The sequence below is a fragment of the Burkholderia sp. AU19243 genome (assembly GCF_018148075.1).
Taxonomy (GTDB): Bacteria; Pseudomonadota; Gammaproteobacteria; order Burkholderiales; family Burkholderiaceae; genus Burkholderia; species Burkholderia latens_A.
Genome location: NZ_JAGSTV010000004.1, coordinates 389,420 through 402,752, shown reverse-complemented (window position 1 = coordinate 402,752; position 13,333 = coordinate 389,420). Strand labels below are relative to the sequence as shown.

Genomic DNA, 13,333 nt, shown 5'->3' with positions numbered 1-13,333 from the left:
GTGTGCTGCGCGCGAATACGCGGCAACTGCGCTTTTTGACGGTGATTAAATGAGTGTCACTGAACGGTCGCCGATCGTCGTCACCGGAATGCTCGAGAGACATTCGATGAAACTGGAATCGTACTGGCTGGATACCCGGCCCGGGTTTCGCGGGGGCAGTGAAGGCCCCGTCGAAGGGCGCGCCGACGTGGTCGTCATCGGCGGCGGCTTCACCGGGTTGTCCGCGGCGCTCGCACTCGCGCAGCGCGGCGTGTCGGTGGTCGTGCTCGAAGCCGCGCAGGTCGCGAGCGAAGCGTCGGGCCGCAACGGCGGCCAGTGCAATACCGGCGTCGCGCAGGACTTCGCGTCGCTCGCGGCGCGGATCGGCATCGAGCCCGCGAAGCAGTTTTATCGCGCGTACGAAAGCGCGGTGAAAAGCGTCGAGACGATCGTTGCCGAACACGCGATCGACTGCGACTTCCGACGCGCGGGAAAGCTGAAGCTCGCCGCGAAACCGCAGCATTTCGCGGGCCTCGAAAAGACCTTCGACGCGTTGCGCCGCGATGTCGATCCGGATATCGAACTAATCGAGCCGTCGCGAATCCGCGATGAAGTCGCGTCCGACGGTTTCTACGGCGGGCTCCTGCAGCGCAACGGCGCGCAGATGCACATGGGCAAGTTCGGCGTGGGCCTCGCACACGCGGCCGTGCGGGCCGGCGCGCGCATCTACGAGCACGCAGCCGTCACGCAGCTCGAGCGTCTCGACGGCGAGCGTCACACGATCACATGCACGCGCGGCGCGATCGTCGCCGAGCGCGTGCTGGTGGCGACCGGCGCGTCGCAGCATGGGCCGTTCGCGTGGTTCCGGCGGCGCATCGCGCCGGTCGGCAGCTTCATCGTCGTGACCGAACCGCTGCCGGAGGCACAGCTGAACCGGCTCCTTCCGCAGCGCCGCGCGTACGTGACGTCGCGCCAGATCGGCAACTACTTCCGCGTGACGCCCGACAACCGGCTGCTGTTCGGCGGACGCGCGCGCTTCGCGATGTCGAGCCCGCGCTCCGACTCGAAGAGCGGCGACGTCCTGCGTGCCGGCATGGCCGGGTATTTCCCGGAACTCGCCAACGTGCGGCTCGACTACTGCTGGGGCGGGCTGGTGGACATCACCGCCGACCGGCTGCCGCGCGCGGGCCAGCACGACGGGCTCTATTACTCGATGGGCTACAGCGGCCACGGCGTGCAGATGTCGGTGCACATGGGCCGCGTGATGGCCGACGTGCTGTACGGCGCGGCCGCGTCGAACCCGTGGCGCGAGCTCGACTGGCCGGCGATGCCGGGGCATTTCGGGCACGCGTGGTTCCTGCCGATCGTCGGCGCGTATTACCGGATGCAGGATTTCCTGCACTGATGCGCATGCGTCGAGGACCGGATATGACAGCACGAATCATTTGCCCGCTCGGCGCGCGGGCGACAGCATGAGGACCGCCAGCATGGCCACCCTGTTCCAGGACGCGGTAGAAGGCACGATGCCGCGCGCGCCGCGTGTCGCGCGGCCCGTGTCGCCGGCAATCGCCGACGTGCTGCGCACGATCGACGCGTCGTTCGCGCAACCGCTGAATCTCGACACGCTGGCGGCCGTCGCGGGCCTGAGCGTGTCGCGCTTCACCGCACGCTTTCGCAGCGAAGTGGGCTTGTCGCCGCATCGCTATTTGTGCGCGGTGCGGGTGCGCCGCGCGCAGGATCTGTTGCGCGCCGGCCTCGCGCCTTCGCTCGTGGCGACCGAGGTCGGCTTCTTCGATCAGAGCCACCTCGGCCGGCATTTCCGGCGCGTGCTCGGGATCACGCCGCGCGATTATGTCGCCGCGCGGCCGGCCGGCGCAACGGCGCGAGCGTTGCCGATGCGCGCGCGTGCCGAGCACCGCGACGCGGCGTGTCATGTCGCGTAGGGCAGTGGATGGGCGCGAACGTCATTCAGCGCGTGGCATGCGCGCGATCGATGCCGAAGCACACGGCCCGCGCACATCGAGCGCAACGCGCGCCGGCCGCGAGACCGAGCGCGTTCGCCGGCAGCGCCCGATTCGCGACAGTTCGATGTCCCGAGGGCGAGCGAACGGCGAGCCTTCGAACGACGATTTCACATACCGCGCGACGGGCGCCGAACGGCACCGTCGCGACCATGCAGGAGCAGAAATGACCGCAGTTTTCGTATTGCATCGTGCCGACGGGGCGGCCAATCCGACCGTGTTGCGCAAGCAGGCGTTCGGCGCGGACGATCCTTTCGCGGAACACCGCGAGATCGCGTGGGAAGGGCCCGACGCGATGGCCGCCGGGCGTATCGGCTTCGTCGGCGAGCTCGACGTCGCGAGTTATCCGCATATCGAAACGCTCGTCGTCGTGTCGGGCGAGCTGACGCTCGAGACGGCCGGCGCCGCGCCGCTGGTGCTGGGTGCGGGGGAAGGGGCCGTCATCGGCGGCGGCACGGCGCTTCGCGCGAGCGCGGCAGCGCCGGTGCTCGCGATGTTCTGCGCAGCCGCGTGCGCGCAGCCGACGAAACGCGGACTGTTCCGGCTGCGCGCCGACGCCGACTTCAAGCCGTCGTCGACGTTGCCCGCGGAGGTGCTGCTCGGCCCCGCGCCGCAATGCCGCAGCGACAACGTGTTCATCGACGACGCTGCCGAATACTGCGCGGGCGCGTGGGATTCGACGCCGTATCACCGGATCGTGCGCCCGCATCGCGTGAACGAGTTCATGTTCCTGCTGGCCGGCGGCGTGCGGTTTGGCGCGCCGGACGGCAGCGTGCTGTCGCTCGGCGCCGGCGATGCGCTGTTCGTGCCGCGCGGCGCGTCGATCGGCTGGGAAAGCAGCGAGCGCGTGGCGAAGTTCTACGTCGTGCAAAACGTCCAAGCATCCACCGAACGAGACTGACCATGTCCCCTCCGCTGCGCCATATCGAAACGCGGCCCACGCCGCCCGCTTCGGCCGACGTCGTCGTGATCGGCGGCGGCATCATCGGCGTCTTCACCGCGTACTACCTTGCGCGGCGCGGGGTGTCGGTCGCGCTGGTCGAGAAAGGCCGAATCGGCGCCGAGCAGTCGAGCCGCAACTGGGGCTGGTGCCGGCAGCAGAACCGCGATGAGCGCGAGTTGCCGATGGCGAGCAAGAGCATCGACCTGTGGGAACGATTCAGCGAGGAAAGCGGCGAAGACACCGGCTTTCACCGCTGCGGGCTGCTGTACCTGAGCAACGACGACGACGAGCTGTCCCGCTGGGAAAGCTGGGGCGCGTTCGCGAAAACGGCCGGCGTCACCACATACATGCTCGACAGCAAGCAGGCGAGCGAGCGCGGGCGCGTGACGGGCCGGCAATGGAAGGGCGGCGTGTTCTCGCCGACCGACGGCACGGCCGACCCGGCCAAGGCCGCGCCGGCCGTTGCCGCCGCGCTGATCAGGCTCGGCGGCAGCGTGCACCAGCATTGCGCGGCGCGCGGCATCGAACTCGAGGGCGGCCGCGTCAGCGCGGTCGTCACCGAGGCCGGCGTGATCCGGACGAAGACGGTCGTCATGGCCGGCGGTGCGTGGGCGTCGTCGTTCTGCCGCCAGCTCGGCATCCGCTTTCCGCAAGCGTCGATCCGGCAGTCGATCCTCAGCGTGTCGCCGATCGAGCAGGCGCTGCCGGATGCGCTGTACACGTCCGGCGTGTCCGTGACGCGCCGCAGCGACGGACGCTACGCACTGGCGATCAGCGGCCGCGCGCGCGTGGACGTGACACCGCAGTTCCTGCGCTTCGCGCCGCAGTTCGTGCCGATGTTCGCGAAGCGCTGGCGCAATCTGCTGCCGGGCGGCCTCGAAGGGATGCGCGGCGGCCATGAAACGCTGAAGCGCTGGCGCCTCGACGCGCCGACGCCGATGGAAGCCGTCCGCATTCTCGACCCGAAGCCCGACATGCCGACGGTCAACGAAACCTACCGCCGCGCGGTCGAGCTGCTGCCCGAACTGCGCGACGCGACGATCACGCACGCGTGGGCCGGGTATGTCGACAGTACGCCGGACGGCGTGCCCGGTATCGGCGAGGTGCCGGGCGTACCCGGCTTGATACTCGCGGCGGGTTTCTCGGGGCACGGCTTCGGAATCGGCCCCGGCGCCGGGCACCTGATCGCGGATCTCGCGACGGGCGCGCAGCCGCTGGTCGATCCCGTGCCGTATCAGCCGGCGCGGTTCAGCGATTCGGCATGGGGCAAGGTCGCGGATTTCTAGGCTCGCGCCGCCACGCGAAAGCGGTGGCGCACTATCGGCGATGTGCGGCGATGCGCGTTGCGCGCGAGCGGCCGGATCGATGCGGGCGCCTGGCACGTATGGTGGCCCGGCGCCGACGGGATTGGAGTGTGTGATGCGTTTCGTTTCGTATTGGCTCGATACATCTCAGCCGTTCGTCAGCAGCTCGCCGGACCTGCCGGGCGGAACGTGCGACGTGGTCGTCGTCGGTGGCGGAATCACCGGCTCGGCTGCCGCCCTGGCGCTCGCAAAAAAGGGTGCGCGCGTGGTCGTCTGCGAGGCGGGAACCGTCGGGCAGGCGGCGTCCGGGCGCAACGGCGGGATGTGCAACAACGGCTTCGCGCAGGACTACGCGTCGCTGTCGCAGCGCATCGGCACCGAACTCGCCAACCGGCTCTATCGCGCGTTCGATGCGGGCGTCGACACGGTCGAGCGGCTGGTCACGGAGGAGTCGATCGATTGCGATTTCGTGCGGCGCGGCAAGCTCAAGCTCGCGGCGAAGCCCGAACACTACGACAAGCTCGTGCGTAGCCAGGCACTGCTCGCCGCAAACGTGGACCCCGACACGCGCATCGTTACGAAAGCGGCGTTGCGCGATGAAATTGGCTCGGACCGTTATCACGGCGGGCTGCTGTTCGGCAAGAGTGCGGGGATGCACGTCGGCCGGTATGTACGTGGCCTGGCGACGGCCGCGCAAGCGCGCGGCGCGCACATCGTCGAGCATGCGCCGGTGCTCGGATTGAAGCGGGCGGCGAGCGGCGCGTATGCGGTGCGGACACCGCTCGGCGAGATCCGCGCGCGCCAGGTGCTGCTCGCGAGCGGCATCTCGCAGGTTGGCCCGTTCGGCTGGATCCGGCGCAGGATCGTGCCGGTCGGCGCGTTCATCATCGTCACGGAGCCGTTGCCGCAGGCGCTGCTCGACCGGTTGCTGCCGACTCGCCGGATGGTTACCGACACCAAGAACTTCGTGAATTTCTTTCGCGTCACGCCGGACAACCGGATGCTGTTCGGCGGGCGCGCCCGTTTCGCGACGTCGAATCCGCGTTCGGACGAAAAGAGCGGCCGAATCCTGGCGCAGCAGATGGCCGCCGTGTTTCCGGAACTGGCCGGCGCGCGCATCGACTACTGCTGGGGCGGGCTGGTCGACATGACGGCCAACCGCCTGCCGCGCGCGGGCGAGCGCGACGGCGTTTATTACTCGATGGGCTACAGCGGCCACGGCACGCACATGGCGACGCTGATGGGCACGCTGATGGCGGAGATCATGGACGGGCGTGCGGCGCTCAACCCGTGGCAAGGCTTCGACTGGCCCGCGATTCCCGGCCACTTCGGCAAACCATGGTTCCTGCCGTTCGTCGGCGCCTGGTACCGACTCAAGGACACCCTGCAATGAATTCTCCTGTTGTTCACCTGATGCGAGCCGGCAGGCTCGATCGCTTCTTCATCGACGGCGACTGGGTGCTGCCCGATGGCGGCGACCGGTTCGCGGTCGTTTGCCCGTCCACCGAGGACACGCTGTGCGAGATCCCGCTCGGCAGCGCACGCGACGCCGAGCGCGCCGTGAGCGCCGCGCGCCGCGCGTTCGAATCGTGGTCCGTCACGCCGCCGCACGCGCGCGCCGCGCTGCTCGACCGCATCCATGCATTGATGCTCGAGCGCGCGGAACTGTTCGCCACGGCGCTCGCGCTGGAGATGGGGGCGCCGATCGGCTACGCGCGCAGCGCGCACGTGCCGCTCGCGGCGGAACATATCCGCGTCGCGCGCGATAACCTCGCGCGTTACCCGTTCGTCGAGCGGCGCGGGACGACCGCGGTCGTGCGCGAGCCGATCGGCGTGTGCGCGCTGATCACGCCGTGGAACTGGCCGATCTACCAGATCACCGCGAAGGTCGGGCCCGCGCTTGCGGCAGGCTGCACGGTGGTACTCAAACCCAGCGAACTGTCGCCGCTCAGCGCGCTGCTGTTCGCGGAAGTGGTCGCCGATGCGGGCGTGCCCGCCGGCGTGTTCAATCTCGTGAGCGGCAGCGGCGAAACGGTCGGCGCCGCGCTGTCGTCGCATTCTGAAGTCGACATGGTGTCGATCACCGGCTCGACGCGGGCCGGCGTGCTGGTGGCGCAGGCGGCCGCGCCGACCGTCAAGCGCGTCGCGCAGGAGCTGGGCGGCAAGTCGCCGAACGTCGTATTGCCCGATGCAGACCTGCAGCGCGCGATCGCGCCGGGTGTCGCGGCCGCGTTCCGGAACATGGGCCAGTCGTGCAGCGCGCCGACTCGCATGATCGTGCCGCGCGACGTGCTCGGCGCGGTCGAGGAACTGGCCGTCGCGGCGGCGCAGCGGTTGATCGTCGGCGACCCGTTCGACGACGCGACGACGCACGGTCCGCTCGCGAATCGCGCGCAGTTCGGCCGGGTCGCGCAGATGATCGACGCGGGGATCGACGAGCGCGCCAAGTTGATCGCCGGCGGCCCCGGCCGGCCGTCGGGTTTCGACAAGGGCTTCTATGCGCGACCGACGATTTTCTCCGACGTGCGCACCGACATGACGATCGCGCAGCAGGAGATCTTTGGCCCAGTCCTCGCGATCCTGCCATACGACACCGTCGACGAAGCGATCGCGATCGCGAACGACACGGTCTACGGGCTCGGCGCGCACGTGCAGGGCGCCGACATGGAGCGTGTACGGGCGGTGGCCGCCCGCATCCGCTCGGGCCAGGTGCACCTGAACTACCCGGCATGGGATCCGCAGGCGCCGTTCGGCGGATACAAGCAGTCGGGCAACGGCCGCGAATACGGGATCGAGGGGATGGAGGAATATATGGAGGTCAAGTCGATCCTCGGCTTTTATGATTGAGCGGCCGTCGCGCGCGATTCGCGCCGGCAGTACGGCCGGAAGCCCTCACCACTCCGAAGGTGCCGAAATTGGACGATCCCGTCATCCCCGACCTGTCGCTCAACGCGCATCACGCGCACTGGTCGAAGCTGCGCCGCGACCTGCATGCGCATCCCGAACTGCGGTTCGAGGAACACCGCACGGCCGACGTCGTCGCCCGCGAACTCGAAGCGCTTGGCTACGCGGTGTCGCGCGGCCTCGGCGGTACGGGCGTCGTCGCGAGCCTGCCCGGCGCGGATCCGCACCGCGGCATCGTGCTGCGCGCCGATCTCGACGCATTGCCGATCCACGAAGCGAACGACTTCGCGCACGCATCGTGCACGCACGGGATCATGCACGCGTGCGGGCACGACGGGCATACCGTGATGCTGCTCGGCGCCGCGCGCGTGCTGAAGGAGCTGCCGCAGTTGCCCGGCACCGTCCATTTCGTGTTTCAGCCGGGCGAAGAGGGCGGCGCGGGCGCGCGCAGGATGATCGACGACGGGCTGTTCGATCAGTATCCGACCGAAGCGGTGTTCGGCATGCACAACTGGCCCGGGTTGCCGGCCGGACATTTCGGGTTGCGCACCGGCCCGATCATGGCTGCGGGTTCGCGGTTCAGGATCACGGTCACCGGCAAGGGTGCGCATGCGGCGCAGCCGCATCTTGGGATCGATCCCGTGCCCCTCGCATGCTCGATCGTGCTGCAGTGCCAGACGATTGCCGCACGGCACAAGGATCCGGTCGACCCGGCGGTCATTTCCGTCTGCATGTTCCATGCGGGCGCGACGGACAACGTGATTCCCGACACCGCCGAACTGCGCGGCACGATCCGCACGCTGTCGTCCGCGTTGCAGCAGCAGTTGCAGCGCGATATCCGGCTGATGTGCGAAGGACTGGCCGCGGCTTACGGCGCGCAGGTCGACGTGGAATTTTTTCAGTACTACCCGGCGACGGTGAACACACCGGCCGAAACCGCGTTCTGCGAAACGGTGATTCGCGACACGTTCGGCGCTGCACGACTGTCCGGCGACGTGCCGCCGAACATGACGTCCGAGGACTTCGGCTTCATGCTGGAGGAGCGGCCGGGCACGTACGTGCTGATCGGCAACGCGCCGGACGGCGCGGCCGGGCCCGCGCCCGCGCTGCATCATCCGAAATACGACTTCAACGACGCCATCATTCCGGCCGGCGTCCGGTATTGGGTTGCGTTGGCACAGCGGTATTTCGCGCGGATGCCGTCAAACGCGGATTGATGGACGATGTATCGGCCGTTAGCCACGCATCGCGCGACGGCGGTTATCTTCGACGCCATGGACGGGCCGCGAATGCGGAGTGCCGATGACGGCCCGTCGAACGACGCAATTACCCAGGATCATCGAATGAAATTCGAACACGCGACGAACGCGTCCGGCGCCGTGACGGCGCTTCACTATCGAAGATTCACCGCGGCGGACGTGCCCGCCGCCCACGCACTGTCAATGGCGCTGAGCTGGCCGTTCAGGGCGGAAGACTGGCAGTTTTCGGCGGATACGTCGACCGCGTTCGCGGTCGAGGAAAACGGCGTGGTCATCGGTACGGCGATGTGCTGGAAGTACGGCGCCGACCGTGCCGCGATCGGGCACGTGATCGTTTCGTCCGAGCACCAGGGCCGCGGGATCGGCCGCGCGCTGATGGAGATGCTGATCGGCGAACTGGGGCCGCGCATCACGTTCCTGCATGCGACGCCGGCTGGCCGGCCGCTGTACGAGAAACTCGGCTTCGCGGTGTGCGGAGCGCTGGATCAGTTCCAGGGCATCGTGAGCCGGCCCGTGGCGATCGAGTTGCCCGACGGCGAGCGACTGCGCGCCGGCACACGGGCCGATCTGGCTCGCCTCGTCGAACTGGACGCACGCGCGTCCGGCCTCGAGCGCGACGCGCTGCTGTCGGCATTGCTCGAGCGCGGCGAAAGCGTCGTGCTCGAACGCGGCGGCCAGGCGATCGGGTTTGCCGTGCTGCGTCGCTTTGGCCGCGGCTGGGTGATCGGCCCCGTCGTCGCCCCCCGCGCGCACGGCGACCTGCATGCGAAGGCTTTGATCGCGCAATGGCTGAGCGGGCGCGAGAACGAATTCGTCCGCATCGACGTGCCGTCCGGCACGAACTTGCCGGACTGGCTCGACGCGCAGGGTCTGAAACGCGTGGACACCTGCGCGAAGATGGTCCGCAACGCACCGGCCGCGGCATTCGACGGTGCGCCCGATCCGGAATACGGGCTCTACGGGCTCGTCAGTCAGGCGATGACGTAAGCGGCGGCAACGCGTGTCGCGCGTCAACGTCGCCGGGCGTCGGCGCGCCGGCACGCCTGGCACGGGCAGACGGTCGCGCCGAAGCGCTTGCGTGCGGCTCGCCGGTGGGCACGTGGACGCGCGCGGCAAAGCCGTGCGTCCGCATTCTGGCCGCGCCGCCGCACACGAGGCTGACGGGCTGATTACCGTTTTGTAATCGACCGCGCGCGCGGACGCACGGAGCGGTTCCGAGTTTCCGTTTCCCGGTAACATCGCCGCATGTCCCACGAAATGCGACGGAGCCGGCGATGCGCATCCTGATAGTCGAAGACGAACCGAAGACGGGCGCGTACCTGAAGAAAGGTCTCGAGGAATCGGGCTTCAGCGTCGATCTCGCGAAGGACGGCGCCGAGGGGCTGATGCTCGCGCAGGAGGAGCGCTACGACGTGATCGTGCTCGACGTGATGCTGCCGGTGCTCGACGGCTGGGGCGTGCTCAAGCGGCTGCGCGATACGCACACGACGCCGGTGCTGTTCCTGACCGCGCGCGACGACGTGCAGGATCGCGTGCACGGTCTCGAGCTCGGCGCGGACGATTACCTCGTGAAGCCGTTCGCGTTCGTCGAACTGCTCGCCCGCATCCGCACGCTCGCGCGCCGCGGGCCGCCGCGCGAAACCGAGCATCTGACGGTCGGCGATCTGGAGATCGACGTGGTGCGCCGCCGCGTGAAGCGCGGCACCACACGAATCGACCTGACGCCGCGCGAATTCTCGCTGCTGCAATTGCTCGCGCGCCGGCAGGGCGAGGTGCTGAGCCGCACGCAGATCGCGTCGTACGTGTGGGACATGAACTTCGACAGCGACACCAACGTCGTCGAAGTCGCGATCCGCCGCCTGCGCGCGAAGATCGACGACGCGTTTCCGGTCAAGCTGATCCATACGGTGCGCGGCGTCGGCTACGTGCTCGAACCGAAGGACGGCGCATGACGCGGCCGCGCTCGCTCGCCGCGACCCTCGCGCTCGCGTTCGCCGCGACCACGCTCGCCGCGTTTGCGCTCGTCGGCGCATACGTTTACGCGGGGCTCGAACGACAGGTCAACACACAGGACGATCTCGACATCGTGCTCGCTGCGCGCCACACGCGCCGGCTCGCGGGCGAGCTCGAGTCGGTCGATGCGGTCCGCACGCATGCGGAGCTGCTCACCAGCCAGGTGCTCGGCAACGAGGCGCTGTCGATGGCCGCCGTCGATGCGCGCGGCGACGTGCTCGCGCGCCACAACGTGCGGCTCGCCGCATTCGACGATGCACCCGCCGGCGCGTCGGTTCCGTTGGCCGACGCGCAGCTGTTTGCGCCGCGGGCGGCGCCGGTTCCGGCAAACGACCGGATCACGGCCGACCGGCTCGTCTCGTGGACGGCCGACGGCGGCACGCCGATGCGCGGCGTCGTGATCGAGGCCGCGCTCGGCGATCGCACGCCGATCCGCATCGCGATCGCGCGCAACATGCGCGACCGCGCCGACCTGCTTGACGGCTACCGCGACCGGCTCGAAATCGCCGGTGCGCTCGGCGCGCTGTTCGCGCTGCTGCTCGGCTACTGGCTGATCCGCACCGCGCTCGCGCCGCTGCGCGAGATTGTCGCCGACACCGGCCGGATCACCGTCGACAAGCTCGATACGCGGCTCGACGCGTCGCGCGCGCCGAGCGAGCTGCGCGCGCTGGTCGACGCGCAGAACGCGATGTTCGGCCGCCTGCAGCAGGCATTCGCGCATCTGTCGCAGTTCAGCGCCGATCTCGCGCACGACTTGCGCACGCCGCTGAACAACATGCGCGGCGCGACCGAAGTCGCGCTGTCGCGCGCGCGTTCGACGGACGAGTATCAGGCGCTGCTCGAATCGAATCTCGAGGAATACGATCGTCTCGCACGAATGATCGACAACGTACTGTTTCTCGCGCGCGCAGAGCATCCGAACTTCGTCACGCGGCAGCGCACGTTCGACGTGCGCGACGAGCTCGAGCGCATCGCCGGGTATTTCGAGGGGCTCGCCGACGAAGCGGGCTCGACGCTGCGCGTCGACGGTCAAGGACAGCTCAGCGCCGACGTCGAGCTGTTTCGCCGCGCGGTGGGCAACCTGCTTGCGAACGCGCTGCGTTACACGCCGGCCGGCGGTGTCATCACGCTCGCCGTCGACGAAACGCCGGACGCGGTGCGCGTCGTCGTCGCGAATCCGGGCGAGCCGATCGATCCCGCGCTGCTGCCGCGGATTTTCGACCGGTTCGTGCGCGGCGACCCGGCCCGCAGCGGCGGTGCGCCGGGCGGCACCGCCGGGCTCGGCCTCGCGATCGTGCGCTCGGTGATGGAGCTGCACGGCGGCACCGCGCAGGTCGAAAGCGATGCGCGCGGCACGCGTTTCGTGCTCACGTTCAACCGGCCGACGGCCGCGTGACCGCGGCTTCGGGCGCCGCGGCGGCCGCGGATTCGTGCGTGCCCGCGGCTGCCTGCCAGCCGCCGCCCAGTGCCTTCAGCAACCCGACCGCGGCCTCCATGCGACGCGCGTCGATCTGGTCGGCGGTGCGGCGGTTCGTCAGCGCGATCGTCTGAGCGGTCACCACATCCAGATAGCTGACGGCACCCGCATTGAAGCGATTCGTCGTCAGCCGCAGCGACAGGTCGGCCGCATCGGTCGCACGCTGCTGGCTCGCCGCCTCCGACGCGAGCGCATCGAGCGCCGACAGCTGATCTTCTACCTGCTGGAACGCGACGAGCACGGTCTGCCGGTAATCGGCGACCGCGCCGTCGTATTGCGCATGTGCGCCGCGCAGCGTCGCGCTGCGGCGGCCGCCGTCGAACAGCGTGCCGGCCAGCTGCGGGCCGAGCGACCAGAACAGGCTCGGCGCGGTGAGCCACGGTGCGAAGAACGAGCTTTCGAGCCCAGCACTCGCGGACAGCACGAGATCGGGGAAGAACGCGGCGCGCGCTTCGCCGATCTGTGCATTCGCTGCCGCGACGCGGCGCTCGGCCGCCGCGATGTCGGGCCGCCGTTCGAGTAGCTCCGATGGCACGCCGGCCGGGATGGCCGGCACGCGGAACGACTGCACGCGCGGCGGAATCGCGAACGTCGACGCGCTTTCGCCGACGAGCGTCGCGATCGCGTGCTGCAACTGCGCACGCGACGCGTCGATGTCGGTGTCCTGCGTGCGCGTCGATTCGAGTTGCGTCCGGGCTTGCGCGACTGCCGACGCGTCGATCGCGCCAGCCGCGAGCTGCTGTTCGAGCAGCGTCAGCGCGTTTGTGTACGCGCGCACCGTGTCGTCGAGCAACTGCTTCTGCGTGTCGAGCGAGCGCAGCGCGAAATAGTCGGTCGCAAGCTCGGCCGTGACGGACAGCTTCACGGCCTGCAGGTCGGCTTCGCTCGCCGCGGCGCTCGCCTGCGCGCCCGCGACCGCGTCACGCACGCGGCCGAATACGTCGGGTTCCCAGCTCGCGGCCACGCCGGCCAGATAGTCGGGCGTCGTCTTGCCGGCGAGCGACGAACCGAGCCGGTTCTGCGACACGCGTGCACGGCTCTGCGCGGCGCCCGCGGTAATCGTCGGCAGGAACCCTGCGTGCTGATAATCGACCGTCGCGCGTGCCTGCTCGAGATCGGCGACGGCTTTCTTGACCGTCTGGTTCGATACGTCGACGCGCGCTTCGAGCGCGTTCAGGTCGGCGTCGCCGAATACGGTCCACCACGCGCCTCGCGCCGCCGCGTCGGCCGGCATCGCGACGTGCCAGCCGGTCTGGGCGGCCGGTGCGCCCGCGTAGTGTGCGGGCACCGTGACGGCAGGCGGCGAATACGGGGGCAGCGTCGAGCACGCGGTCAATGCGGCCAACGCCGCGGCGGCGCCGAGCGCGACGGCGCGGCGGGCGAACGGGAGCGGATGAGGGAGGCGCATGGCGGGAATCTCGTGGGTCGTCGAT

11 protein-coding genes are annotated in these 13,333 nt (G+C 69.3%); 10 read left to right on the top strand and 1 reads right to left on the bottom strand.

Going from position 1 to position 13,333, the window contains the following annotated elements:
* Positions 1 to 49: 49 nt before the first annotated feature.
* The 10 genes from KDW55_RS10600 (at position 50) to KDW55_RS10555 (ending at position 11,819) form a co-directional block, all read left to right on the top strand.
* Positions 50 to 1,384, top strand: a complete 1,335-nt coding sequence (locus KDW55_RS10600) for an FAD-dependent oxidoreductase (RefSeq protein WP_197416249.1) — start codon at positions 50 to 52, stop codon at positions 1,382 to 1,384.
* Positions 1,385 to 1,466: 82 nt separating this feature from the next.
* Positions 1,467 to 1,922 carry an AraC family transcriptional regulator gene (locus tag KDW55_RS10595; RefSeq protein WP_080294448.1) on the top strand — a complete coding sequence of 152 codons (456 nt, stop codon included), beginning with the start codon at positions 1,467 to 1,469 and terminating at the stop codon, positions 1,920 to 1,922.
* Positions 1,923 to 2,166: 244 nt separating this feature from the next.
* Positions 2,167 to 2,901 carry a cupin domain-containing protein gene (locus KDW55_RS10590; RefSeq protein ID WP_212160707.1) on the top strand — a complete coding sequence of 245 codons (735 nt, stop codon included), beginning with the start codon at positions 2,167 to 2,169 and terminating at the stop codon, positions 2,899 to 2,901.
* 2 nt (positions 2,902 to 2,903) lie between these two features.
* Positions 2,904 to 4,229, top strand: coding sequence for an FAD-binding oxidoreductase (locus tag KDW55_RS10585; RefSeq protein WP_212160708.1), 1,326 nt, complete (start codon positions 2,904 to 2,906; stop codon positions 4,227 to 4,229).
* 133 nt (positions 4,230 to 4,362) lie between these two features.
* Positions 4,363 to 5,640, top strand: a complete 1,278-nt coding sequence (locus KDW55_RS10580; protein WP_038571967.1) for an FAD-dependent oxidoreductase — start codon at positions 4,363 to 4,365, stop codon at positions 5,638 to 5,640.
* Positions 5,637 to 7,094 (top strand): aldehyde dehydrogenase family protein, encoded by a 1,458-nt coding sequence (locus KDW55_RS10575; RefSeq protein ID WP_212160709.1) that lies wholly within the window; start codon positions 5,637 to 5,639, stop codon positions 7,092 to 7,094. The genes KDW55_RS10580 and KDW55_RS10575 overlap by 4 nt, the downstream gene beginning before the upstream one ends.
* 68 nt (positions 7,095 to 7,162) lie before the next feature.
* Complete coding sequence (locus tag KDW55_RS10570) at positions 7,163 to 8,368, top strand: M20 aminoacylase family protein (RefSeq protein WP_212160710.1); 1,206 nt, start codon at positions 7,163 to 7,165, stop codon at positions 8,366 to 8,368.
* A gap of 126 nt (positions 8,369 to 8,494) precedes the next feature.
* Positions 8,495 to 9,397, top strand: a complete 903-nt coding sequence (locus tag KDW55_RS10565) for a GNAT family N-acetyltransferase (RefSeq protein WP_069242486.1) — start codon at positions 8,495 to 8,497, stop codon at positions 9,395 to 9,397.
* A gap of 287 nt (positions 9,398 to 9,684) precedes the next feature.
* Positions 9,685 to 10,362, top strand: a complete 678-nt coding sequence (locus KDW55_RS10560; RefSeq protein WP_212160711.1) for a heavy metal response regulator transcription factor — start codon at positions 9,685 to 9,687, stop codon at positions 10,360 to 10,362.
* A complete protein-coding gene (locus tag KDW55_RS10555; RefSeq protein WP_212160713.1) occupies positions 10,359 to 11,819 on the top strand; it encodes a heavy metal sensor histidine kinase in 1,461 nt (486 codons plus the stop codon). Before KDW55_RS10560 ends, KDW55_RS10555 begins: the two co-directional genes overlap by 4 nt.
* On the opposite strand, the gene KDW55_RS10550 is transcribed toward KDW55_RS10555, so the two are convergent.
* Positions 11,797 to 13,308 carry an efflux transporter outer membrane subunit gene (locus tag KDW55_RS10550; protein WP_209825923.1) on the bottom strand — a complete coding sequence of 504 codons (1,512 nt, stop codon included), beginning with the start codon at positions 13,306 to 13,308 and terminating at the stop codon, positions 11,797 to 11,799. The two genes, KDW55_RS10555 and KDW55_RS10550, sit on opposite strands and share 23 nt — an antisense overlap.
* Positions 13,309 to 13,333: the final 25 nt, after the last annotated feature.

Bases quoted from the DNA above. Each gene is read 5' to 3' on its own strand.
- KDW55_RS10555 (WP_212160713.1), top strand. From the start codon at position 10,359: ATGACGCGGCCGCGCTCGCTCGCCGCGACCCTCGCGCTCGCGTTCGCC.
- KDW55_RS10575 (WP_212160709.1), top strand. From the start codon at position 5,637: ATGAATTCTCCTGTTGTTCACCTGATGCGAGCCGGCAGGCTCGATCGC.
- KDW55_RS10565 (WP_069242486.1), top strand. From the start codon at position 8,495: ATGAAATTCGAACACGCGACGAACGCGTCCGGCGCCGTGACGGCGCTT.
- KDW55_RS10590 (WP_212160707.1), top strand. From the start codon at position 2,167: ATGACCGCAGTTTTCGTATTGCATCGTGCCGACGGGGCGGCCAATCCG.
- KDW55_RS10600 (WP_197416249.1), top strand. From the start codon at position 50: ATGAGTGTCACTGAACGGTCGCCGATCGTCGTCACCGGAATGCTCGAG.
- KDW55_RS10585 (WP_212160708.1), top strand. From the start codon at position 2,904: ATGTCCCCTCCGCTGCGCCATATCGAAACGCGGCCCACGCCGCCCGCT.
- KDW55_RS10550 (WP_209825923.1), bottom strand. From the start codon at position 13,308: ATGCGCCTCCCTCATCCGCTCCCGTTCGCCCGCCGCGCCGTCGCGCTC.
- KDW55_RS10580 (WP_038571967.1), top strand. From the start codon at position 4,363: ATGCGTTTCGTTTCGTATTGGCTCGATACATCTCAGCCGTTCGTCAGC.
- KDW55_RS10595 (WP_080294448.1), top strand. From the start codon at position 1,467: ATGGCCACCCTGTTCCAGGACGCGGTAGAAGGCACGATGCCGCGCGCG.
- KDW55_RS10560 (WP_212160711.1), top strand. From the start codon at position 9,685: ATGCGCATCCTGATAGTCGAAGACGAACCGAAGACGGGCGCGTACCTG.